Consider the following 23,308-nt stretch of genomic DNA (forward strand, 5'->3'; position numbering starts at 1 on the left):
GTGCTCGATCGAATGGATCTGCGTACGCGGCGCGGCGGCTCGTGTCCTCTCTCCCTCGCGCGGCGGCCCCGGCCGCCGCGGCGGCTGCGCGCGCTCTCGGCCGCGCTCGCCGTCGCGGTCGCCGCGGGGCCGGCGCTCGCGCAGCCGGCGCCGGCCGCTGCGGAGGGCGCCGCGCCGGCCGGCGGGGAGGGCGCCGCGCCGGCCGAGGAGGCGCCCGTCTCCGAGACGACCCGGCAGGTCGCGCGGCTCCACTTCGAGAAGGGGCTCGCCCTGCTGCGCGAGGAGGCCTGGGGCCCCGCGCTCGCCGAGTTCCTCCTCTCGCGCAAGCTCTACCCGACGCGCGCGGCCACGAACAACGCCGCGATCGCGCTGCGCAAGCTCCAGCGCTACGACGAGGCGCTCGAGATGTTCGAGACCTTCCTGCGCGATTTCACCATGTCGGCCGCCGAGCGCGCGGTCGCGCAGCGCGAGATCGCCGAGCTGCGCGCGCTCGTGGGGACGCTCGACATCACGAACGCCGAGCCCGGGGCGTCGATCGTGGTGAGCGGCGAGGAGCGCGGGCAGTACCCGCCCGTCAAGCCGATCCGCGTCGCCGCGGGCGCGCACGTCGTCCGCGTGTTCAAGGAGGGCTACGAGCCGGTCGAGGTGCGCGTCGACGTCGCCGGGGGCCAGACGGTCACGGTGAACGCGAAGCTCCGGAGGCTGGTCCGCTCCGGCCGGCTGCGCGTCGTGGAGCGGGCCGGCAAGACGGTCGACGTGCTCGTGGACAACGTGGTCGTGGGGCAGACCCCGTGGATCGGCACGCTGTCGGTCGGCGATCACATGGTGGCGCTGCGCGGCGCGGGGAAGCTCGGGACGCAGCCGACGGCGGCGCCCGTGAAGCCGCAGGAGCTCACGACGCTGTCGCTCCTCGCCGAGGACCTCGACGCGTCGCTGCGGGTCGACCCCACGCCGCCCGGCGCGAGCGTCTGGATCAACTCGGTCAACGTGGGCAACGGCGTCTGGCTGGGCCGGCTCAAGGCCGGCGCGCACCGGGTGGAGGTGAAGGCCGACGGGTTCGTCTCCGAGGCGCGCACGGTGACGCTGCAGAAGGGCCAGCGGCAGGGCCTGAGCCTCGCGCTCGAGCGCGACGAGGACGCGGAGATCTGGCGCAAGCCGCCGAAGATCACGCTCGAGGCGAGCGCCTCGTTCCTCGTGGCGCCGACCTTCGGGGGCGACGTCGCGAGCGCCTGCGGCTCGGGGTGCGCGAGCGCGATCGGCCTCGGCGGGCTCGGCACGATCCACGGCGGCTACGAGCTCGGCTCGGGGCTCGGCGTCGGGATCGAGCTCGGCGGCATCGTCGCGGCGCAGCAGCTCGAGGAGCGCGCGGCGGAGCTCCGGCCGGTCGGCTACCGGGATCCGCTCGGCGGCGCGGCGAGCGACGCGCTCCGCCTGGGCGGCTTCCTGGCCGGCGCGACGTTCGGGTACCACCTCGGCGAGCAGTACCCCGCGCTGCTGCGGCTCGGCGCCGGCGTGCTCGTGGGCGAGGTCCGCGACGAGCGGACCGGCAGGTTCAGGACGACCCAGGGGGCGTGGTTCAACACGTACCCGGTGGTCGACTTCGCCCCGGCGACGTACTTCTACGTGGATCCGGAGGCGAGGCTGGGCGTGCGGTTGGGGGAGCGCTGGGAGCTCTCGGCCAGCGTGAAGCTGCTCCTCCTGATCGGCCTCAGCAAGCCGTCGTGGGACAGGACCATCGAGCTCGCGGCGTCGACCGACGGCATCGGGACGTACGGGCAGGAGTCGCTCATGGGCGACGTCGTCCTGATGATCGCGCCCGGGGCGAGCCTGCGGTACCAGTTCTGAGGAGATCGAGCTAGCAGCCGCGGAATCGCGGCGCGCCGTCGGGTCGCGACGGGGGAGGCGCCGCGCCGCGACGGCGCCTCAGGAGCAGCGCGAGCGCGAGCGTGAGCCCCCAGCCGGCGCTCGAGCTCGACCCGCTGCGCATCTTGCAGTCGCAGCCGCCTTCGAACGTCGGCACCGTCGCGCCGTCGCCGCCGCCCGCGTCGCCGCCGGCCGCTCCGCCGCCGCCGCTCGCGTCCGTGGACCCGCCGGCGCCCCCGCCGCCGCCTGGGCCACCGCCGCCGGCAGCGTCGCTGCCCGCCATACCGCCGCCGCCCTCGGCGCCCGTCGAGTCGCAGACGTCGCCGACCCCGTTCAGATCGCTGTCCGCCTGATCATCATTCCGGTCATCGGGGCAGTTGTCGCAGGCGTCGCCTCGAGCATCTCCGTCTCTGTTCTCCTGCTCGCGGTTCTGCAGGAGCCGGCAGTTGTCGAGCGGATCCCCGCGCGCGTCCACGTCGTCGATCCCGTCGCCGTCATCGTCCGGATCGCAGGCGTCGCCCTGGCCGTCGTCGTCGGTGTCGGTCTGCATGTCAGGCGGCTGCGGAGGCGCGGGCAAGTCCGGCCCGTTCGGCGCGAAGGGACAATTGTCGAGCGGATCGCCGCTCGCGTCGACGTCATTCACCCCGTCGTTGTCGTCATCCTCGTCGCACGCATCCCCTGCGCTGTCGCCATCGTTGTTCTCCTGCATGCGGTTGGGGACGCGAAAGCAGTTATCCATGCGGTTCTCGACGCCATCCGCGTCGATGTCGCCGGCGTCGCACGCGTCCCCGATGCGGTTCTCGTCGATGTCCTCCTGATCCACGTTGGGCGTCGTACGACAGTTGTCGAGCACCACGCCGCCGGTCGCCGTGTCGAGGCGGCCATCCAACACCGAGTCGTCGTCCGAGTCGTCGTCGCGGTAGTCGGGGACATGGTCCCGGGTCGGCTCGTTCCGATCCGTGTCCGCGGGGAACGGCGTGGCGCTCGGATCTCCGGCCTCATCGCTATCGTCGACGTAATCGCCGTCGCTGTCCGGATCCCGTACGTCGTAGTCACCGTCGCCGTCCGTGTCGACGGGGGCGCTGAAGTAGCAAGGACCGGTGCATCGGGTCAGCGCGTCCGGGATCGTGTCGTTGTCCGTGTCGACCAGCGTGAGCTCGTGGCACTCGTCCGCGCCGCACGCCGCCACCGCGTCGGGGACGCCGTCGCTGCCCGTATCGACGCTCGGCCGGAAGCACTCGGTGTCGCTCTCGGCGCACACCTTGAGGCTGTCGGGCAGGCCATCGTCGCCGGTGTCCACCGCCACGGCGACGTAGCAATGCGGAGCGCTGGCGGCGGCGACGCAGATGAAGAGCCCGTCGATGATGCCGTCGGGCGCGCCGCTCGCCTCGCGGTCCCACGCGACGCAGCTCATGCCATCCGGGCACACCTCGATCGCGTCAGGGATCGTGTCCCCGTCGTGATCGGCGTTGAACGGGCTCGTGGTCCAGAAGATCTCGAGCTGGTTGGCGATCCCATCGTTGTCCGCGTCGCGATCGCACTCGTCTCCGACCCCATCGTCGTCGGTGTCGCCCTGCAACGGGTTGAACCGCAGGGGGCAGTTGTCGAGCGCCGCGCCAGCCCCGTCCACATCGTCGACACCGTCGCCGTCGTCGTCGGGATCGCACGCGTTTCCCAGGCCGTCGCGATCCGTGTCGAGCTGGTTGTCGAGCGGCGGAGCGCTCGGGCTGCGCGGCCCGTTGGGGACGAAGCGGCAGTTGTCGAGGACATGTCCGGCGCCATCGACGTCGTTCACGCCATCGTCGTCGTCATCGGGGTCGCACGCGTCGCCGGCGTCGTCGTTGTCGAAGTCGTCCTGGTCCTCGTTCGCGAGCAGCCAGCAGTTGTCGTCGCCGTCGTCGAAGACGCCGTTGCCGTTCACGTCGTCGACCACCCCGTCGTCGTCGTCGTCGGGGTCGCACGCGTCGCCGGCGTCGTCGTTGTCGAAGTCGTCCTGGTCCTCGTTCGCGAGCAGCCAGCAGTTGTCGTCGCCGTCGTCGAAGACGCCGTTGCCGTTCACGTCGTCGACCACCCCGTCGTCGTCGTCGTCGGGGTCGCACGCGTCGCCGGCGTCGTCGTTGTCGAAGTCGTCCTGGTCCTCGTTCGCGAGCAGCCAGCAGTTGTCGTCGCCGTCGTCGAAGACGCCGTTGCCGTTCACGTCGTCGACCACCCCGTCGTCGTCATCGTCGGGGTCGCACGCGTCGCCGGCGTCGTCGTTGTCGAAGTCGTCCTGGTCCTCGTTCGCGAGCAGCCAGCAGTTGTCGTCGCCGTCGTCGAAGACGCCGTTGCCGTTCACGTCGTCGACCACCCCGTCGTCGTCGTCGTCGGGGTCGCACGCGTCGCCGGCGTCGTCGTTGTCGAAGTCGTCCTGGTCCTCGTTCGCGAGCAGCCAGCAGTTGTCGTCGCCGTCGTCGAAGACGCCGTTGCCGTTCACGTCGTCGACCACCCCGTCGTCGTCGTCGTCGGGGTCGCACGCGTCGCCGGCGTCGTCGTTGTCGAAGTCGTCCTGGTCCTCGTTCGCGAGCAGCCAGCAGTTGTCGTCGCCGTCGTCGAAGACGCCGTTGCCGTTCACGTCGTCGACCACCCCGTCGTCGTCGTCATCGGGGTCGCACGCGTCGCCGGCGTCGTCGTTGTCGAAGTCGTCCTGGTCCTCGTTCGCGAGCAGCCAGCAGTTGTCGTCGCCGTCGTCGAAGACGCCGTTGCCGTTCACGTCGTCGACCACCCCGTCGTCGTCGTCGTCGGGGTCGCACGCGTCGCCGGCGTCGTCGTTGTCGAAGTCGTCCTGGTCCTCGTTCGCGAGCAGCCAGCAGTTGTCGTCGCCGTCGTCGATGTTGCCGTTGCCGTTCACGTCGTCGACGACGCCGTCGCTGTCGTCGTCGTCATCGCAGATGTCGCCGTCGCCATCACGATCGAAGTCGCTCTGGTCCGGACCGGGGGTGAGCGGACAGTTGTCGCAGGCATCGCCGATGCCATCATGGTCGCTGTCCAGCTGGTCGTCCGAGGTGTCCAAGGGTGTTGGACCTAGCGGACCGTTCTGTACGAATGGACAGTTATCGAGCGGATCGCCGCTCGCGTTGACGTCATTCACGCCGTCATTGTCGTCATCAGGGTCGCAGACGTCTCCTAAGAGATCGCCATCCTTGTTCTCCTGATATGGATTGTAATTGGTTCGGCAATTGTCGCGCCCGTTGCGGACGCCGTCATTATCACAGTCTGCGTCGGGGTTGTTCGGATTGCATTGTTGCGCCCACGACTCCTTCGAGAGTAGGCATATGGACAGCATGACGAACAGGAGAGGGCATACTCGGTGGATGCGCCGCTTCAGCGCACCGGGCTTCCCCGCTGCAGCTACTTCGCGCATACGTCCCCCGATGAGCACTCCCCCTCGGCGCCCGTGCAACGGCATGACGAATTGACGCAATGGTTCCCGAACCCAGAGCAATCCGTGTCCTCATCACATTCAACGACCTTGCAGTAACGCCCCATGGCATCGTCGATGCCGATGCACGTAGAAGCCCCAGGGCAATCAGTGTCTTCCGTTGCAGGCGCGCACGGCAGCACGCATTGGTTGACACCCTCCACCGACACGCACTGGCTGACCTCCGGGAGGCCGAGCGCCACGCAATCGCTCGGCATCGTGCATTGTGCCGGCCCGCAGACCTTGCGGGCAAGATCGCAGGTGTAGTGAATGCTCGGACAGTTCGCCTCACCCGGTTGGCAGCAGTCAGCTGGCTCATTGCATCCCGGGAGACAATAACCGTACATACGGTCGCTCCCGCCCGCACCGCCTGTGCCTCCCTCGCCGCCGACACCTCCTCCGCCGCCCGTGCCTCCCTCGCCGCCGACACCTCCTCCGCCGCCCGTGCCTCCCTCGCCGCCGACACCTCCTCCGCCGCCCGTGCCTCCCTCGCCGCCCGCCCCGCCGGCAGCCCCGGCGCCGCCCTCGCCGCCGCTCGACGTGCTGGCGCTCGACGTCCTCGTGCCGCCTCCGCCGCCATCCGAGCCGCACGCCGTTTGAATCGCCGTCGCCGCAACAAGCAGAAGAAGGACGCCTCGCCGCATTGAGCACGCTCCCGAGCTGGATACCCCACTCTTCGTACACCCCTCGTCTTCCGCCTGACAAGCAAACACGCCGGGGCAGCGTCGGCTTCGGATGACGCACGAAAGGGCAGCGCGTCAACACCCGTGTAGGCCTCTGTCCTACACGAATTTGCGACACGGGGACCCGGCGCTTTCGCCCTGGTTGCAGGCGCAACGACGTTCTCTGGTATCGTGGCCGCGCGCATCCGTCGGTCCCCCGCGTGCGCACGGATCGACCCCTGACACAAGGACCCGGCACGTGCCCAGATCCAAGCTCCGACGAGCCGCCCCGCCGCGGCGAACCACGCGGCATTTCCCCGTCATGCCGGCGGTCTTCGCCCTCGCTGCGTGCTCGAGCGACCCTTCCGCTCCCGTCGATCCGCCCGTGGCTCCGGCCGTCGCGGCGCCCACGTACTCCGCGTCAGCAGCGGTCCGGGTCAAGGAAATCGGCGCGCGTGTTCCCGGATTTGACGCGGCATTCGTCGGGCGACCCGCGCCGGCGCGCCGCTTCGAGGCCACGCCCGGCGGCGCCCTCCGCCCCGTGCTCCCGGCCCCGCGCGCGGGCGCGCACACCGCGACGGTCGAGCTCGCGGCGCGCGCGACCGCTCCCACGCGCATCACCGACGACGTCTCCGGCCTGCGGCTCGCCTTCTCTCTCGAGGGCGCCTCGGAGGCGCTCGTCACCCTGGCCGACGGCATCGCGATCCGCGCCGGCGCCGCGCCTTCGGGGGGGGATCTGCTCCACCGCGTGGACCGCCACGGCATCGAGGATCTCGCCTATTACGAGCGCGTCCCGGCCACGGAGGAGCTCCGTTATCGCGTCGACGTCACGGGGGCCGCGGGGCTCCGCCTCGTCGCGCGGACGCTCGAGTTCCTCGACGCCGAGGGCGTGCCGCGGCTGCGGATCGCGCCGCCGTACGTGCTCGACGCGGGCGGCGCGCGCGTCGCGGCGCGCCTCTCCGTCGAGGGCTGCGCCGTCGACGAGAGCCCGCGCGCGCCGTGGCGGCGACCCGTCACCCCGCCCGGCGCGCCTGCGTGCACGGTGAAGGTCTCGTGGGATGGGTCGGGCGTGCGCTACCCCGCGGTGGTGGACCCGGACTGGACGGAGACGGGCACCATGAGCGAGGCGCGCGCCCGGCCCACGGCCACGCTGCTCGACCCGGCCGATGATGCGAGCGAGGTGCTCGTCGCAGGCGGCTTCGACGCCGCGAACGCACCGCTCCAGTCCGCCGAGCTTTACGAGCCGCTGCGTCGCGTGTTCGCGCGGACGGGCGACATGAAGCAACGGCGAGGCGGTCACACGGCGACGCGCCTCGGCGACGGCCGCGTGCTCGTGGTCGGGAGCGGCGCGCCTCGCTTCGATCTCGCGACAACCGGGCTCCCAGGAGGCTCGACCGAGCTCTACCTGCCCGCGGCAGGCACCTTCTTGGAGGGCCCCACCCTGTCCCAGGCCCGGCTCGATCACACGGCGACGCTGCTCCACGACGGCCGCGTGCTCATCGCCGGCGGTGCGCCGACCCTCGGCGTCACACCGTTGAACTCCTTCGTGCTCTACGACCCCGTCGAGAACTCGCTCGGCGCGCTCGGCACCGGCACCATGCAGCGCCCGCGCCGGGGCCACGCGTCTGTCCTGCTCAACAACGGCGCGGTGCTCATCACCGGCGGCCTCGTGAGCTCCTCGCTGGCCGCGCAGTTCATGGAGATCTACACGCCCGTCCCGGGCGGGCTCGGGAGCACCGCCGCGGTGCCGTTCAACATGCGGAGCGATCGCGCGTTCCACACGGCGACCCTGCTCAACCCGGGGGCAGATCCCGTCGTCACTCCGTCCGTCGTGCTGCTTGCCGGTGGCGTCAACGCGACAAGCGGCAATGCTTACCTGCGCACGGCTGAGCTGTTCACGAGCGGCGCCACGGAGCAGAGATCGCTCCCCGCGATGAGCAGCGAGCGCGTACATCACAGCGCGACGCTGCTGCCCTCCGGTGACGTGCTGATCGCGGGCGGCGCGAGCGCGACCGCGGCTTTGAGCAACAGCGTCGAGATCTACTCCAGGCAGCGCAGGACCTTCTCCCCGCTGGAGGACACGCCCATGATGGAGGTGAGCCGCGCGCGGCACGCCGCCGTCCTGGTCAACGGCGGTGATTCCATCTCTTCGGGAGTGGGGGTGCTCGTCGTCGGCGGCGGCAGCGGGCTCGAGGGGGCCAGGGCAGAGATCCTGTTGAAGGACCTGGGCGAAACATGCGTTGTTGACAAGGAGTGCCTGTCCGGGTTTTGCGCTAAGGAGTGCTTGTCCGGGTCTTGCGCTGACGCTGAAGGCGTCTGCTGCGATCGGAGCTGCGACGCGGAGTGCGAGTCGTGCACGAAGGAGGGCAAGCAAGACGGCAGCCGCACCGGGGAGTGCGGGGCCGCGGTGGCGGGCAAGCTTCTGCCCGTGCACTGCAAGACCAACGTCGCGGGGCACGGCATCGAGGTACACAATGAATGTAACGGCATGGGCCGGGCCGTCCCGAACGAGTTGACGAGAGACTGCACGCCGGGCACGTGTTCCGGAGATCGGTGCAGGACTTACTGCACGCCGGAGCTCCCCTGCGACGCCACCGGATGGTGCGATTACAGCGCCTCCGACGGCGCCGGCGGCGCTGGCGGCACCGCAGGAGCCGGCGGCGCGGCGGGAGCCGGCGGCGCGGCGGGAGCCGGCGGCGCGGCGGGAGCCGGCGGCGCGGCGGGAGCTGGCGGCGCGGCGGGAGCTGGCGGCGCGGCGGGAGCTGGCGGCGCTGGCGGCACCGCGGGAGCTGGCGGCGCTGGCGGCATCGCGGGAGCCGGCGGCGCTGGCGGCATCGCGGGAGCCGGCAGCGCGGCGGGAGCCGGCGGCACCGCGGGAGCCGGCGGCGCCGACGACGGCATACCTCCGGGAGCCGGCGTATGCCGGAAGAAGGTCGAGCTCGGCGGTGCCTGCACTGAAGACGCGCAGTGCCTCGGCCTGTCCGGCGGCGCCGAGCCGGGACACTGCGTCGACGGCGTGTGCTGCGATCTCCCGTGCGAAGGGGCGTGCCAGGCATGCAACCTCCCGAACAGCAACGGCAGGTGCTCCCCGCTGGGATCCCTCGACGCACCCGAGCGACCCCTGCCGGATCATCCGACATGCCCCGGGGACGGCGACTGCGCCGGCGTCTGCACGGGCAAGGCCGACGCGACGTGCTCGTTCCCGCGGAGCGACAGGCGATTCAAGGACCCCGAGTGCGCCTGCCCGGGCGGCGATTGCACCTTCGGTCCCGCCATACTGACGGAGTTCCTGTGCGATGGTGCAGGCAGCTACACGCCGACAGCCGAGCGCTGCGGCGGTGAGAGCGGCGGTTATCGCTGCGCCAGCAGCAGATCTTGCAAGGATAGCTGCACGTCGGACGCCGACTGCATCAGCGACTTCATCTGTGCAGACGGCGCGTGCGTCGCGCTGGAGGGCCCGCTCTGCGACGGCGAGCACACGGTCCGCGTCCCCGGCGCCACGGACATCGAGTGCGCGCCCTACCGCTGTGACGGCAGCGCCTGCAGGACCACCTGCACGACGCTCAGCGACTGCGTCTCTCCCCATGTCTGCAATCTCGCCGGCCGCTGCATCGACATTGACGAGATCCCGATGGCGGGCGCCCCGAGCTGCTCCTGCAGCGCGGTCGGCACCTCGGAGGACGATCGATCCCGCTGGGGGCTCCTCCTCGTCGTCCTCGTCGGCACCGTTCTCCGTCGGCGCGCGCTTCGCCCCTGATCTCGTCTCCCCTCGAGGCGCGATGGCATGTTGCCCCCCGCCGCACCCCCCCGCTATCGTGGCCGGCCGATGAGGCCTTCCTCCTCCGTCGCAGCGGTCGCTTCCGCGGCCGTCCTCATGACGCTCGCCAGCGCGTCGAGAGGCCAGTCCACCGGCGGCTTCTCCCTCAACCGGTTCGAACCGGCGCCCGCCGGGGACGCCTTCTTCGGCGTACCGTCCCCCGCCGCTCCCGGCCACTTCGCGGCGCGCGTCCACGCGATGCTCGATTACTCCCACCTGCCGATCCGCACGAGCGGCGAGGCCGATGTCGCCATCGTCTCCTCGCAGGCGTACCTGCGCCTCGACGCCTCGCTCGCCCTGTGGGAGCGCCTGCTGCTCTCGATCGATGCGCCGCTCGCCATCGCGCAAGGGGGCGACGACCCGAGCCTCCCCGGTGTGCAGTTCACCGAGCTGACGGCGCCCGAGCTCGGCGATCTCCGCCTCGGCGCGCGGCTCCGCCTGCTCGGCGAGGACGCGGGCCCGGTCCAGCTCGGGCTCGGCGGCTACCTGTTCGCGCCCACGGGCTCGCCCGCGCAGTACACCGGCGACGCGGAGGTCCGCGGCGCCTTCCACGGGAGCATCGGCGGGCGCGCCGGCTCGACGCTCGGTTTCCTCTGGAATGCGACCGGCGGCGTCGAGCTCGGCGGAGGGGAGAACCGCCCTCCGTTGGTCACGTTCGGCGGCGCCGCGGGGCTCCTCCTGGGCGGCGATCTCCTCCAGCTCGGCGCCGAGCTCTACGGCGCAGCGCCGCTCGGCGAGGAGCTCGTGCTGTCGAGCGTGCCGGCCACGCCCGCGGACGCCGGCGTCAACGCCGAGCTGCTCTTCGGCGCCAAGCTGCGGGTCCTCGGCGGCCTGACGTTCGGCGCCGCGATCGGGCCCGGCCTCCTGAACGCCGTCGGCACGCCGACCGTCCGCGCCGTCGGCATGCTCGGCTGGGCGCCCCTCCCGAAGTCGGCCCCGGAGCGCGCGCAGGCCGTGGCCGCGGCTGGCGACAAGGACGACGACGGCATCGACGACCACATCGACGCCTGTCCCGACGTCAAGGGCGATCCTTCGCCCGATCCCGCGAAGGACGGCTGCCCTCCGGCGGACCGCGACGGCGACGCGGTGCTCGACATCGACGACGCCTGCCCGTCCACCCCTGGCGCTCGCAGCGCCGACGCCACGCAGAACGGCTGCCCGGACGACTCGGACGACGACGGCTTCCACGACGGCATCGACGCTTGCCCCAGCGTGCGCGGCGGCCCGAGCGACGACCCGAAGCTCGTGGGCTGCCCGAGCGACGCGGACGGCGACGGCATCGCCGACGCCTCGGACGCCTGCCCGAAGGTCAAGGGGCCAGCGAGCCAGAACCCGAAGCAGAACGGCTGCCCGGATGATCCGGACGGCGACGGCGTCCGCGGCGCCGCGGACGCCTGCCCGAACGAGCGGGGGCTCTCCGACCCCGATCCACGGCAGAACGGCTGCCCGAAATTCGTCCGCGTGAACGCCGACGAGATCACGACGTCGAAGCCGGTGCAGTTCGTCGTCTACGGCAAGACCCGCGCCCAGACGGTCGATCCCGTCTCCGACGAGATCCTGTACGAGGTGCGCGACGCCATCCAGCAGAACCCGGACATCGAGCTCGTCGAGGTGCAGGGCCACACGGACGACAGCGGCACCGAGGAGTACAACCAGCGCTTGTCCCAGGAGCGCGCGGAGGCCGTCCTCTCGTGGCTCGTGGCCGCGGGGGTGCCGCGAGAGAAGCTCGTCGCCAGGGGCTACGGCTTCGAGCAGCCGCTCGGGGACAACCGCGTCAAGACAGGGCGCCAGAAGAACCGCCGCGTCCAGTTCGTGATCATCAAGCGCAAAGGACGGCAGTAGCGAGCGGGCGAGGTCGTCGCGATTGCGACCTCGCCACGCCACAACGCCCGAGACACCACACCCCCCGACAGCCGCGCCGAGCCTTGCAGCCAGGGCAATCAGGGCCATCGACGCGCCGCCGCGCCCTCCGCCATCGCCCGACACCAGTCGTGACCGTTCCCTGACAGCCGTGGTCAGGCGCGTGTGTCACCTTGAGGGATGCTCCATACGGTGGCAATCTCAGATATCCATCTTTGCGAGCTCGAGCCGGGTGACGGTCTATGGATGCGTTACCGTCAGGCTCCTTACTCCCCCGACAGCGAGGTCGCGGCGATGCTGGACGCGCTTCGGGACGAGATGAAGCAGGGCACGGCGCGCGGCGCCGGGCGGCATGAGCTCACGCTGGTGCTCAACGGCGACGTGTTCGACCTCGACGCGCCGCGCGTGATCGATCAGAAGAGCGTCTTCCACGACCTGCCGCGCAGCGCCGAGCACGCGGTCCCCGCGATGCAGGCGATCCTCGCGGACCACCCGGTGTTCATCGAGGCGCTGGGCCGCGTCGTCGCGGATGGCCACACCGTCGTGTTCATCTCCGGCAACCACGACGTTCAGCTCACGTTGCCCGAGGTGCGCGACCTGGTCCGGTCCCGCGTGGTCGAGGCGGCGCTCGCCGCGCTGGACGGCGCGCCGCGCCCCGGATCGAGCGCGCCCGAGGCCGCGCGGGCGCGCGCGGCGCTGGGCGCGCGCGTCGTGTTCCGCGCCTGGTTCCACAAGACGCCGGACGGCATCATCGTGGAGCACGGCAACCAGTACGACGCCTATTGCAGCTACCGCTACCCCATGGTCCCGTTCGGCCGGAAGCCGGGCGAGATCCAGCCGACCATGGGCTCGCTCGTGTGCCGGTTGCTCGTCTCGCGGATGGGGTACTTCAACCCGCACGTGGACGCCTCGTTCATGCTGTCCGCGTTCGGCTACCTCGCGCACTGGGCGCGCTATTACCTGTTCTCGCGCCGCTCGCTCGCGGGGGCGTGGGCGCTCGGCGCGCTCCGCACGGTCGTCGAGCTCGTGCGCCGGCGCGAGCCCGAGCGTCGCGCCCGCCTGCGCGAGTGCCTCGCCGCCGCCGCGCAGGAGACGGGCGCCCCGCTCCGCGCCGTCGCCCGCCACGCCCGCCTGTTCGCGCCGCCGGCCGAGGACCGGCTGGGGCTCGTCGCGCGCGAGCTCTGGCTCGACCGGGCCGCCCTGGCGCTGCTCGCGGTCGCCGTGGCCCTCGTGTGGCTGCTGCTCGCGCCGACCTGGCTCGCGCCGGCGGCGCTCGTCGCGCCGGCGGGGCTCGTCGTCTACGAGCGCCTCGTGCCGAAGCTCCCGCTCGAGGCCACCTGGCAGCGGGTCAGCCGCGCCGCGCGCCAGGTCGCCCGCGCCCACCGCGCCAGGGCGGTCGTCTTCGGCCACACGCACACGCCCGAGGGCAGCTGGGAGGGCGGGCTGTTCTTCGGCAACACCGGCTCGTGGTCCGCCGCCTTCGAGGACATCGCCTGCACCAAGCCGGTCTTCGCCGCGCGCCCCCTGGTCTGGCTGCGGTCCGAGCCTGGCGCGGGCAGCGCCGCGCGCCTCTCGGGCGGGCTCGTGACCTGGAAGAACGGCCGCTTCGAGGCCCGCACGGCCAGCGTCCCGCCCCCCGCCGAGCAGCTCCGCGAGCCGCACGGCGCCCCCCCGCCGCTGCGGTCGCCCGCGACCGCGGCGCTGCGCACGTAGCGCGCGTGCTCGAGCGGCCCGGCGCTCCCCGCTCGAATTGAGCCCCTTCCTGACTTGCGCGAGGCGTCCGGCCGCTGGATGCTGCCCGGAGTCGACATGCGTCCCGCCGACGAGGAAGCTCCGTGAACTCCCCGCTCCGCATCGAAGCCGCCGGTGAAAGCCATGTTGGCCGCCAGCGCGAGCACAACGAGGACAGCTTCGCCGTCGATCTGGATCTCGGCCTCTTCGTCGTCGCGGACGGCATCGGCGGCGCCGCCGGGGGGGAGATCGCGTCGCGGATGGCGGTCGACATCGTGCAGTCGTGCTGCAAGGAGGGCGAGGGCGAGATCACGCAGCCCACGGGCTACGACGAGGCCGCGGGCCCCTTGGAGCTGCGCCTGGTCTCGTCCATCTGGCGCGCCAACGAGCGCATCTTCGAGGTGGGGCAGCGCGACCCGCGCTTCTACGGGATGGGGACGACGTTTGCGGGCGTGTACGCCGACGCGACCTCGGCGTGCATCGCGCACGTGGGCGACAGCCGGGTCTACCGGTACCGCGAGCACCGGCTGGAGCGGCTCACCGAGGACCACTCGCTCTGGAACGAGCACCTGCACAGCGGCGAGCAGCTGCCCGACGACGTCGATCCGCTGCTCGCCCGCAACGTCGTGACGCGCGCGCTCGGGATGGGGAAGACGGTCGACGTCGCCACGCGCATCGAGCGCCCCGAGGCCGGCGATCTCCTGCTCATCTGCTCGGACGGCCTCTCCGGCCCGGTCCCCGAGCCGGAGATCGCCGAGCTGCTCGCGCAGGGCGCCGATCTCGCCACGACGGCCCGCTCGCTCATCGACCGCGCCAACCAGCACGGCGGCCCCGACAACGTGACGTGCGTCCTCATCCGCTGGACCCCCGCCGCCTAGCGCCCCCAACCGCCCGCTCTCTCCCCGACGGACGCCCGCTCGCCACGCTCCTACCGCCCGCTCTCTCCCCCAACGGATGTGCGCTCGCGGCGCTCACCCGCACAGGAGACGGGCCCAGATCGGCGTTTTCGGCGCGGAGGCGTACTCTTGTACGCCGAGCACCGAAAACGTCGAGCTGGGCCCGTATCCGCAGCGGGTGAGCGCCTAAGGCAGGGCGGGGATGCCGAGGAGGTCTGCGGATCGCGTCATGTCGTACGCGAGCGTGCCCGGCGTCGCGTCGTCGCTCTCGCGCTCGACGAGCGAGAACAGCTTGCCGAACGGGGTCGCGAGCTGCTCCTCGGTCGGCGCCTCCTCGCTCCACTCGTCCGGCAGCGGCGGCAGCGCGTCGCCCTCGATCGCGTCGTACGCGCTCGACAGCCGGTCGAAGCCGGCGAGCACCGCCTGGTCGACCTCCGCGCCCTCGGCCCCCTTGGTGAGCAGCCACGGCTGGAAGGCGGCGTAGGTCTGCGCGCCGGCCGCGACGTTCGCGCGCATGTCGGCGAGGGTGTACTGCGCATAGCGCGACTCCTCCTCTCCGGTCGCCGCCTTGCTCGTCTTCTCGACCTGCTCCAGGATCGAGTTGATCACCCCGCGGTACGCGGACGGCGCGTCGAGCGCGAGGCCCTCGAAATCCGCCTTCATCTTCTCCGCGTCGGCCTTGAGCCGCTCGCAGAGCTCCCCCTTGAACGCCGCCGCCTCGGCCTCGGTGGACGGGAAGGCCGCGGCCTTGTAGTTCGTGAGCGCCGACTCGAAGGCGAGGACGGGCTCCGGGATCTCGTCCGCCCAGAGGATGCGCTCGACGGCGTGCACGCCGGTCACCCCCTCGTCGTCGAAGAGGTCTTCGTCGGCCGCGACCTCGATGAACGCGTCGTAGCGGGCGTCCGTCGAGTAGTCGAGGTCCGGAAAGACGACCGCGATGGCCCCCTCGACGCGCTCATAGGACTGCCGCGCCTCCTTCCACGCGGCCTTCATCGCGTCGACGGCCGCCTTGTCGCTCGACGCGCTCCACCCGTCCTCGTCCGGCTCGGGCGCGGCCGCCTGGAGCGCGGCCGTGGCGGCGGCGAACTCGTCGAGGTTGTCCTGGATGAAGGCCTTCACCTCGAGCACCGCCCGTCGCTCGTAATCCGCGTCGGTGTACAGCGTCTCGTTGTCGCTCCCGCACGCGGGGAGCGAGAGGGCGGCGGCGGCGATGGCCAGACCGGACCGCAGGCAGGCGGGGATATGCATGGATCTTTCGAGCTCCTTGGTCGCGGCTCGCCCGGAGCGAGCGCGGGATGTCGGTTGGCGCGAGCGCGCGCGCCGGCGAACGTCGTTCAGAGCGCGCGCACGAAGTCGATGAGGGCCTCGCGATCCTCCCGGGAGAGGGCGCGGAAGGCGGCGACCACGTCGGCCGCCTCCGACCCCGGGCCGTCGTGGAGCAGGATGGCCTGCTCGATGGTCCTGGCGCGGCCGTCGTGGAGGTACGAGGTGCTGTGGCGCATGCCGATGAGCGGCGCCGTCCGCCAGGCGACGGAGCTCGCCGACTCGTCGGCCAGCCCGTCGGCGAGATCGGCGCCGAGGTCGTGCAGGAGGAAATCGGTGTAGACGGGCGCGTCGATGTCCGCGAGCTGCGCGATCGGGTAATCGGCGCGCGTCCGCAGCGAGGGGACGTGGCAAGCGGCGCAGTCGACCTCGGCGAACAGCGCCTGACCGCGCTCGTCGGCGGGCGCGCGCCTCGGGATCTCTAGCAAGCGCATGTAGTCGGCGACGGCGTTCACCGTGTCGACGGTCACGTCCTCGCCCGGCTTGGCGTCGTCCGTGAGCCCGTCGGGGTTCGGCAGCTCGTCGGGGCGGAGCGGCGAGGTGATGCCCATGTCGCCCTGGTAGGCGTCGGCCGTGAAGTCATCGAGCGTCGCGACCCGCGCCTTGAACCCGAAGCGGCCGATGAGGTTCTCGTCGCCCTCGGCGAAGGTGTGGAACGACTCGTCCGCGTTCTTCTTCGAGTGGAACACCACCCGGTTGATGCGCCCGCGGATGGCGTCGCCGCGCGCGGCCTGCTCGGCCGCGACCCGCTCGATCTCGGCGTCGTCGACCGCCTCCATGTACCCGCGCCCGAACACCGGCGGGCCGAGGCGCTGCGACAGCTTGATCGTCCCCTCGATCTCGGGCCGCGCGAGCGTCGTCGCCCCGGCGACCCCGTAGGGCCGCATCGTGTGCCCGTAGGGGAGCGCCGCCTGATCCACCGCCGGCGTCACGCCGTCGGCCTCGACGAGCACCATCTTCTGGACGGCGCCCGGACCGCGCGCGGCCCCCTCGTGGCACCCCGCGCACGAGGAGCGGATGTACAGCGGCCCGAGCCCGTCGCGCTCGCGAAACACGAAGTCGAAGAGCGCGTCGCCCTCCTTGAACCGGGCCACCTGCTCCGCCGAGGCGCCGTGCAGCGGGATGTCGCTGAGATCATCGCCGATCAGCTGGAGGCCGAGCAGCGGGTCGGCGGGCGCAGGCTCTCCGCCGCAGCCGACGAGGAAGAGCACCGGAAGCGCGAGAACTGAGGCAAATCGCGACATGTTGTCGACGCGTAGCGTAAGGGTAAGTGAAAGTCACTGTCAACAACCGGAAAGCCACGCTGGCCGCTGCTGATCTCGCATGGACGGTTCGCGTCGCCGCGCGAAGCGCGGCGGAGGTCCAGGCGTTACACTGCGGGGCCGGCGCGGACGGGGCCCACGCTGGAGGACGGCGGATGACGCAGCGAGATGACGAGCGGCGCGCGGCCTCGATGGCCCTCGGAGGCGGGCTGCGGGAGATCGCGTGGCTCGACGATCGCCGCGCGGCCCACCTGGCGCTCAACGCCGGCTGGCTCCGGTACATGGGCCCTGGCTACGGCAACGACGTCTGCTCGATGTGCGGCGCGCTCCTCGAGCGGGGCACGGCGTACATGCACTGCGCGCCCTGCCTGGCGACGCGCGGGATCGACGAGCAGGCGCTGCTCCGCGCGTGCGCGGAGGCGATGGCCGAGGACTGGCCGTTCCAGGACCGCCGGCCCGACGGCAGGCGCTGGGCGCACGCGCTGATCGCGTTCTGGCGGAACCACGTCGATCCGATGGAGTCGAGGGCGGTCCCGTACCGGAACAACACGCTCGAGTCCGCCTTCCACTATATGAAGCGGCGGCTCGCCGAGGCGGGCGTCGCGGAGATCTGGACGTTGCCTGACGAGAGCCAGCGCGGGCTCGACCCTGCGATGGTCGTGCGCGCCCGGGGCGGCGCGCTGGCGATCGGCGTCGCCACGCAGCGCCGCATCGCGACGGCCGAGGACGGCGCGCCCGGCGGGCACGTCGCGCTGTTCGACGAGTTCCTCCGCCTCGCGGGCGTGGGGGAGGGGTTCCTGGTGGTCGAGAAGCTGAGCCGGCGCGCGCGGCGCGACGCGCCCGTCCGGGAGAGCGCGGTGACCACCGACGAGGGACGGCGCGTGACGCAGCTCCGCTGCATGCAGGAGGACCGGAGCTGGCCTGCGCCCCCCGCGCCGGAGTAGGCGCTCTCCGGCGGACGGCGCGCTACTGCCGGAAGGACTGCTCGATGTCGTAGATCTCGGCCGCGACGCCGTCCTGCCCGTTGTACCGCGCCGAGCCCCCGCGCCCGCCGAGCCCGGCCTCGCCGAGCTCGATGGTCGTGTTCGAGAGGGAAGGCTCCCTGACCGCGTAGGCGACGGCGATCGAATGCCCGCCGAGCCCACCGCCGCCGTGGCCGCCCCGGCCGCCTCGCCCGCCCGGGCCGCCGCTGCAGGCGGCGTTCAGCCCCGTGGCCTCGCCCAGGGTGCCGGCGGGCCCGCCCTCGCCGCCCTCGCCGCCCTCCTGGCCCCTGCCGCCGTCTCCGCCGTCGCCCCCGCGGCCGGTCTTCAGCACCACGTCGTTGAAGAGGACCGTCGCGCTCCCCGCGAACACGGCGATGCTCGCCCCGCCCGCGCCCCCGCCGTTGCCGCCGAGCCCACCGCAGCCGCCGGCGCCCCCGGAGCCGCCCGCGGCGCCTCCCGCCGTGCTCTCGAACGGGCACATCATCGCGCCCGCGCCGCCCTTGGCGCCGCCGCCGCCCCCGCCGCCCTGGCCCGGCTTGCCCGGCGTGCCGTCGCCGGCGAGCGGGCCGGTGTACCCGTCGAGGATCACGTCGCCGAAGCCGACCGCCCCCGCGCCCGGACGCCCATCTTCGCCGTCCGCGCCCGCCACGCCCGGCGTGCAGGCCCTGCTGCTGGACTCGCCCCTCCCGCCGTTCTCCGCGCTGCTCTCCGCGCCGCGCGGGTCCCCGTGGCCGCCATCGGAGCCCGACGTGACCGAACCGACGCCCCCGCTGCCGCTGCGCGAGTCGTCCTCGCGGTCGTCGGGCGTACCGCAGGTGTTGAACACCGGGGCTCCGCCGAGGACCGAAGCGGACGTGCACGCGGCGTTGCCGAAGTTGCCGGACTGCCCCGGCGCGGCGGGGTCGCTCGCGAACGACTCGCCCGCTCTGCCCGGCGCCCCGTCGCCCGCCTCGAGGATGCACCGCGTGAAGTCGACCGGGATCCCCGAGGTGTTCGCGGCGATCGAGGAGCGGCCTGCCAGCTCGGCGCGGGTCGGCGAGATCGAGCGCGCGATGACGTGGAGGTCCTCGACGATCACCGTCGAGGCGCCGCTGCCGCCATGGAACTTGAGCGGTGTCTCGCCTTCAGGCGCGGTGAGGGTCGTCTTCTTCTTGTCGCCTATCCACCGCCACTCGTCGCGGCAATCGAGCCCACCGAAGATGCTGTGTCCCGCGGGCACGAGCAGCGCCTCGTCGAACTCCTCGGCGCAGACGTAGATGCGCTTTCCCTTGCTCCAGGCGAGCTCGAGCGCCTTCGAGAGCGTCTTCAGCGGCGCCCCCGAGGTCCCCGCGTTGCCGTCGTGCCCGGTGCGGGCGACCCACAGGCCGCACGACGAAGCGATCTTCCCCTTGACCTTGCTCGGAGTGCAGTCGTCGTCCGACGGCTCATCCTCGATGGGTATCTGGATGGAATCACCCCCGCCGAGGCTGCAACCGCTGGCCGTCGCCGCGGCAGCCGAAATGAATCCCAGCAATACGAGTGCATCAGCTTTGAATTGAATCCCCATACTATTCTTATTCCGGCCACCCCGGCGCGTTTACCAAGCAAAGCGACCTGGCGCCTCCCGCGCGGCGCGCCCTCAACGCATGTTCTCGTCGCGGCCGCGGTCGCCGCCGCGTGTCAGCGCCGCGCGCGGCGGGGGCTTGGAGCGCGACGTCCCCCGCCGGAAGGAGGCGTATCTGCCGAGTCGCCGTCGCGGTCGCCCATCGCGCTTGCCCATCGCGGTGGTTTCCGTGCGAACATCGGCGCATGAGCGCGAACCTGAAGGACCTCGTGCGCGAGCTGCTCGACGCCGGCGGCGGGGAGCAGCTCGAAGGCGGTCGCTTCCTGCCGCTCGTCACGCTCGAGTCGGGCGCGCGGGTGGGGCTCGACAGCGCGGGGGCCTGGGTCTTCGCGCCCGAGGACGGCGGGGCGGCTCAGGCGTTCGCGCCCGAGCGCGGGCGCGTCTTCTTCGAGGTGCTGGAGTCGAGGCGGGACGACTTCGACGCGAGCATCGAGGCGGCGGCGAAGGCCGCGGGCTTGCCCCCCGAGGAGGTGGCCTTCTCGTTCCCCGCGGTCGACGTCGTCCGGGCGGTGCTCGCGCGGGGCCTGCCGAGCATGACGCGCCTCGCGCTCGCCTGGCTCCGGCTCACGGAGGCGCGGGAGCTCCGCGCCGACATCGTGGCCGTGTCGCGCGACCCGACCATGCCGGTGCCCATCCGGGACCTGGCGGAGCGGCTCACGGTCCCGGAGTGAGCCCGCGCCCCGCGGCCGAGGCCCCGCCTCGAGGCGGGGCCGGCGCGGGGGAGGGCGGTCGGACGGCGGCGAGCGACCCGACCGGGACGGGCCAGATCAGACGGTCGCGAACGAGTCGACGGGGATGTCCAGGGCGGACGAGTCCTCGCGGCCGAGGAGCTCGGCGGAGAACTTCGCGTGCGGGAGCACGTTGGACGCGAAGTAGAGGGCCGCGTGCTTCTTGCCCTCGTAGAAGGCGCGGTCCTTCGCGCCGGCGTCGCCCTGCGGCAAGGTGTCCAGCGCCTTGAGCGCGATGACCGCGCCGTCGAGCAGGAGCCAGCCGATGGCCAGCTCGCTCATCATCTCGAGGAAGCGGTTCGCCGCGAGCGGCACCATCGGCATCTTGCCCATCTGGAACCACGAGAGCAGCCGCATCGCGGTGCCGGCGACCGCCTCGTGCGCCTCGCGGAGCTCCTTGACGCTCGCGGCGAGGACGGGGTGCTTCTCGTGCGCCTTCACGAACTCGGCCACGTCGTTCAGGAAGGCCTGCAGGTTGGCCCCGCCGGCCTGGCCGAGCTTGCGCCCGACGAGGTCCATCGCCTGGATGTGGTTCGTGCCCTCGTAGATCGAGAAGACCTTCGCGTCGCGGCAGTACTGCTCGACCGGGTAGTCCTTCGTGTACCCGGCGCCGCCGAAGGTCTGGATCGCCGTCTCGCAGACGCGGAACGCCTGATCGGACGAGTAGGCCTTCACGAGCGGCACGAGCAGGTCGACCTGGCCCTGGTTGTACGCCGCCGCGCGGTCGTCCTTGCCCTGGTAGACGGCGACCGCGTCCTGGTGGCGCGCGAGCTTGATGATCAGCGCGCGGATGCCCTCCACGCGGCTCTTCATGTCGAGCAGCATCCGCCGCACGTCCGGGTGGTCGACGATCGGCACGCGCGGCGCCGTCGCGTCCTTCCACTGGAGGATCGACGAGCCCTGCTTGCGGTCCTTCGCGTACTCGAGCGCGTTCAGGTACGCGGACGACGCGACCGACACGCCCTGCAGGCCCACCGAGATGCGCGCGCCGTTCATCATCCGGAACATCTGCGGCATGCCCTGGTGCTCGACGGTGCCGACGAGCTCCCCGAGGCAGCCGTCGTTCTCGCCGAAGTTGAGCACGCACGTCGACGAGCCGTTGATGCCCATCTTGTGCTCGATGTTGCCGACGAGGACGTCGTTCGGCTCGCCGAGCGAGCCGTCGTCGTTCACCCGGAACTTCGGCACGACGAACAGGCTGAGCCCCTTCGTCCCGGGCGGAGCGCCCTCGACGCGGGCGAGCACGAGGTGCACGACGTTCTCGGTGAGGTCCTGGTCGCCGCCGGAGATGAAGATCTTCGTGCCGCGGATCAGGTACTTGCCGTCCTTCTGCTTCACCGCGGTCGTCCGCGAGGAGCCGACGTCCGAGCCGGCCTGGGGCTCGGTCAGGCACATCGTCCCGCTCCACTGCCCGCCGAACATCCGCTTCAGGTAGATGTCGCGCTGCCGCGGCGTCCCGAAGTGCTCGATCAGCTCCGCCGCCCCGTACGTCAGCCCGGGGTACATGTTGAGCGCCGCGTTGGCGCCGCAGAGGAACTCCTCGACCACCGTGTAGAGCGTGAAGGGGCCGCCCTGGCCGTCGTAGGCGGGCGAGACGGAGACCGACTTCCACCCGGCCTCGTACAGCTTGTCCCAGGCCTCCTTGAACCCCGGCGGGGTCTTGACCTGCCCCGCCTCGATGCGACAGCCGACCCGATCGCCGACCGTGTTCAGCGGGCCGAAGACCTCGCACGCGAACTTGTACGACTCGTCGACGACCATCGAGACCTCGTCGCGCCCCCACGCCTCGTACGGCGCGTTGCCGAGCAGCTCGTCTAGGCGGAACTGCTCGAACAGGAGGAAGCGGATCTCGCGGAGGTCAGCCTTGTAGCGGTTCTGGAAGGTTTGGGCGTTCGACATGGGAGACCTCCTCGGTGCCGCGGCATCCGGCGCTGGCAGCCGGTACCCTTCCCGGTCTACCGCGCAGCCGCGGCATAGTTCTTCATTCGCCTAGCATGCCGCCGCGTCGCGTCAACATGCGTCCGTGACAGGGGGGCCATCTTGCGGAAATCAGAGGTGATCGGGGGTACCGACGGGGGTGTCGTGGGGCGGGTCGGCGGCGGGCGCCAGGGCGGTGGATCCGACGGGCGGCGCGGCGTAGGCTCCGTCGCGATCGAACCATGTCCGACCCGGCTTACATCACGCCCGGCGGGGCGAAGAAGCTGTCCGAGGAGCTCGCGCGCCTCCGTTCCGTGGAGCGGCCGCGCATCGTCCAGGAGGTCGCCGACGCGGCGGCGCAGGGCGACCGCTCCGAGAACGCCGAGTACATCTACGGCAAGAAGAAGCTGCGCGAGATCGATCGGCGGATGCACTACCTGACCAAGCGGCTGGAGAAGGCCGTGGTGGTCGACCCGTCGGAGCAGCGCGGCGACAAGGTCTTCTTCGGCGCGACGGTCGAGATCGAGGACGAGGACGGCGCGCGCCACACCTACCAGATCGTGGGCGAGGACGAGATCGACAGCGCGGCCGGGCGCATCAGCTGGCGCTCGCCGGTCGGCCGATCGCTCCTCGGCAAGCGCGCGGGCGACGTGATCACCGTGCGCCGCCCGGCGGGCGAGGCGGAGATGGAGATCATTTCGGTGCGGTACGGCTGAGCGCCGCAGAGGCGCGGCCGGAGGAGAAGGAGCAGGAGTTCGGCATGAGGATCTTGCACACGATGCTGCGGGTCGGCGATCTCGAGCGCTCGATCGGCTTCTACAGGGACGTGCTCGGGATGCAGCTCCTGTCGCGGAAGGACTACCCGGAGGGCAAGTTCACGCTGTGCTTCCTCGGGTACGGGAGGAACCCGGAGCACGCGGAGATCGAGCTCACGCACAACTGGGGCGTGGAGAAGTACGAGCTCGGCACGGCGTACGGGCACGTCGCGCTCGGGGTGGACGACATCTACGCGGCCTGCGACCGCATCCGCGCGGCGGGCGGGAAGATCACGCGCGAGCCGGGCCCGATGAAGCACGGCAAGACGGTGATCGCGTTCGTCGAGGATCCGGACGGCTACAAGGTCGAGCTCATCGAGGAGTCGAGCCGCAACCAGTAGCCCGACGATCGAGGCCGGCAGGCCGAGGTCGAGGCGAGGTCGAGGAGAGG

At 71.8% G+C, this 23,308-nt stretch carries 14 protein-coding genes and 1 pseudogene; 9 read left to right on the top strand and 6 right to left on the bottom strand.

Annotated elements, in window-relative coordinates:
• Positions 1 to 1,845 (top strand): PEGA domain-containing protein, encoded by a 1,845-nt coding sequence (locus tag WME83_RS21620; protein ID WP_437321185.1) that lies wholly within the window; start codon positions 1 to 3, stop codon positions 1,843 to 1,845.
• Between the two features lie 10 nt (positions 1,846 to 1,855).
• On the opposite strand, the gene WME83_RS21625 is transcribed toward WME83_RS21620, so the two are convergent.
• Both WME83_RS21625 and WME83_RS21630 read right to left on the bottom strand, forming a co-directional pair.
• Positions 1,856 to 4,912: a thrombospondin type 3 repeat-containing protein gene (locus WME83_RS21625; RefSeq protein ID WP_437322025.1), complete on the bottom strand. Its 3,057-nt coding sequence runs from the start codon at positions 4,910 to 4,912 to the stop codon at positions 1,856 to 1,858.
• Between the two features lie 33 nt (positions 4,913 to 4,945).
• Positions 4,946 to 5,308 (bottom strand): annotated as a pseudogene (locus WME83_RS21630) (thrombospondin type 3 repeat-containing protein); the annotation flags it as partial.
• Positions 5,309 to 6,523: 1,215 nt separating this feature from the next.
• Between WME83_RS21630 and WME83_RS21635 the strand changes: the two are divergent.
• The 4 genes from WME83_RS21635 to WME83_RS21650 all read left to right on the top strand — a co-directional run bounded on the left by WME83_RS21635 (position 6,524) and on the right by WME83_RS21650 (position 14,268).
• Positions 6,524 to 9,739, top strand: a complete 3,216-nt coding sequence (locus WME83_RS21635) for a kelch repeat-containing protein (protein ID WP_437321186.1) — start codon at positions 6,524 to 6,526, stop codon at positions 9,737 to 9,739.
• A 117-nt stretch (positions 9,740 to 9,856) separates the two neighbouring features.
• Positions 9,857 to 11,641 (top strand): OmpA family protein, encoded by a 1,785-nt coding sequence (locus WME83_RS21640; RefSeq protein WP_437321187.1) that lies wholly within the window; start codon positions 9,857 to 9,859, stop codon positions 11,639 to 11,641.
• 264 nt (positions 11,642 to 11,905) lie between these two features.
• Positions 11,906 to 13,372: a hypothetical protein gene (locus WME83_RS21645; protein ID WP_437321188.1), complete on the top strand. Its 1,467-nt coding sequence runs from the start codon at positions 11,906 to 11,908 to the stop codon at positions 13,370 to 13,372.
• A 122-nt stretch (positions 13,373 to 13,494) separates the two neighbouring features.
• Positions 13,495 to 14,268 (top strand): PP2C family protein-serine/threonine phosphatase, encoded by a 774-nt coding sequence (locus WME83_RS21650; RefSeq protein WP_437321189.1) that lies wholly within the window; start codon positions 13,495 to 13,497, stop codon positions 14,266 to 14,268.
• Positions 14,269 to 14,472: 204 nt separating this feature from the next.
• Here the strand turns inward: WME83_RS21650 and WME83_RS21655 are convergent, their stop codons facing one another.
• Together WME83_RS21655 and WME83_RS21660 are read right to left on the bottom strand one after the other, a co-directional pair.
• Entirely contained in the window at positions 14,473 to 15,534 is a 1,062-nt protein-coding gene (locus WME83_RS21655; RefSeq protein ID WP_437321190.1) for an EfeM/EfeO family lipoprotein, read from the bottom strand.
• 86 nt (positions 15,535 to 15,620) lie between these two features.
• Positions 15,621 to 16,853 carry a di-heme oxidoredictase family protein gene (locus tag WME83_RS21660; RefSeq protein ID WP_437321191.1) on the bottom strand — a complete coding sequence of 411 codons (1,233 nt, stop codon included), beginning with the start codon at positions 16,851 to 16,853 and terminating at the stop codon, positions 15,621 to 15,623.
• 173 nt (positions 16,854 to 17,026) lie between these two features.
• On the opposite strand from WME83_RS21660, the gene WME83_RS21665 reads away from it, so the two are divergent.
• Positions 17,027 to 17,815 carry a hypothetical protein gene (locus tag WME83_RS21665; RefSeq protein WP_437321192.1) on the top strand — a complete coding sequence of 263 codons (789 nt, stop codon included), beginning with the start codon at positions 17,027 to 17,029 and terminating at the stop codon, positions 17,813 to 17,815.
• A 22-nt stretch (positions 17,816 to 17,837) separates the two neighbouring features.
• Here WME83_RS21665 and WME83_RS21670 read toward each other — a convergent pair whose 3' ends face one another.
• A complete protein-coding gene (locus WME83_RS21670) occupies positions 17,838 to 19,367 on the bottom strand; it encodes a PGRS family protein (RefSeq protein WP_437321193.1) in 1,530 nt (509 codons plus the stop codon).
• Positions 19,368 to 19,642: 275 nt separating this feature from the next.
• On the opposite strand from WME83_RS21670, the gene WME83_RS21675 reads away from it, so the two are divergent.
• The gene (locus WME83_RS21675; protein WP_437321194.1) at positions 19,643 to 20,128 is read left to right on the top strand and encodes a hypothetical protein; all 486 of its coding nucleotides are present in this window, start codon (positions 19,643 to 19,645) and stop codon (positions 20,126 to 20,128) included.
• A gap of 96 nt (positions 20,129 to 20,224) precedes the next feature.
• Here WME83_RS21675 and WME83_RS21680 read toward each other — a convergent pair whose 3' ends face one another.
• On the bottom strand, positions 20,225 to 22,084 hold the full coding sequence (locus WME83_RS21680; protein ID WP_437321195.1) for an acyl-CoA dehydrogenase: 1,860 nt from the start codon (positions 22,082 to 22,084) through the stop codon (positions 20,225 to 20,227).
• Between the two features lie 260 nt (positions 22,085 to 22,344).
• Here WME83_RS21680 and greB point away from each other — a divergent pair, with 260 nt between their 5' ends.
• Together greB and gloA are read left to right on the top strand one after the other, a co-directional pair.
• Positions 22,345 to 22,818 carry a transcription elongation factor GreB gene (greB, locus tag WME83_RS21685; RefSeq protein WP_437321196.1) on the top strand — a complete coding sequence of 158 codons (474 nt, stop codon included), beginning with the start codon at positions 22,345 to 22,347 and terminating at the stop codon, positions 22,816 to 22,818.
• A 44-nt stretch (positions 22,819 to 22,862) separates the two neighbouring features.
• The gene (gene gloA / locus WME83_RS21690; RefSeq protein ID WP_061628651.1) at positions 22,863 to 23,258 is read left to right on the top strand and encodes a lactoylglutathione lyase; all 396 of its coding nucleotides are present in this window, start codon (positions 22,863 to 22,865) and stop codon (positions 23,256 to 23,258) included.
• The last annotated feature ends 50 nt before the right edge of the window (positions 23,259 to 23,308 follow it).

Origin of the sequence: Sorangium sp. So ce385, from assembly GCF_051474135.1 — a bacterium.
Taxonomy (GTDB): domain Bacteria; phylum Myxococcota_A; class Polyangia; order Polyangiales; family Polyangiaceae; genus Sorangium; species Sorangium cellulosum_D.

Excerpts from the sequence above, each read along its gene's own strand:
- WME83_RS21640 (WP_437321187.1), top strand. The coding sequence starts at position 9,857 with ATGACGCTCGCCAGCGCGTCGAGAGGCCAGTCCACCGGCGGCTTCTCC.
- WME83_RS21645 (WP_437321188.1), top strand. The coding sequence starts at position 11,906 with ATGCGTTACCGTCAGGCTCCTTACTCCCCCGACAGCGAGGTCGCGGCG.
- WME83_RS21655 (WP_437321190.1), bottom strand. The coding sequence starts at position 15,534 with ATGCATATCCCCGCCTGCCTGCGGTCCGGTCTGGCCATCGCCGCCGCC.
- WME83_RS21660 (WP_437321191.1), bottom strand. The coding sequence starts at position 16,853 with ATGTCGCGATTTGCCTCAGTTCTCGCGCTTCCGGTGCTCTTCCTCGTC.
- WME83_RS21665 (WP_437321192.1), top strand. The coding sequence starts at position 17,027 with ATGACGCAGCGAGATGACGAGCGGCGCGCGGCCTCGATGGCCCTCGGA.
- WME83_RS21675 (WP_437321194.1), top strand. The coding sequence starts at position 19,643 with ATGAGCGCGAACCTGAAGGACCTCGTGCGCGAGCTGCTCGACGCCGGC.
- WME83_RS21680 (WP_437321195.1), bottom strand. The coding sequence starts at position 22,084 with ATGTCGAACGCCCAAACCTTCCAGAACCGCTACAAGGCTGACCTCCGC.
- greB (WP_437321196.1), top strand. The coding sequence starts at position 22,345 with ATGTCCGACCCGGCTTACATCACGCCCGGCGGGGCGAAGAAGCTGTCC.
- gloA (WP_061628651.1), top strand. The coding sequence starts at position 22,863 with ATGAGGATCTTGCACACGATGCTGCGGGTCGGCGATCTCGAGCGCTCG.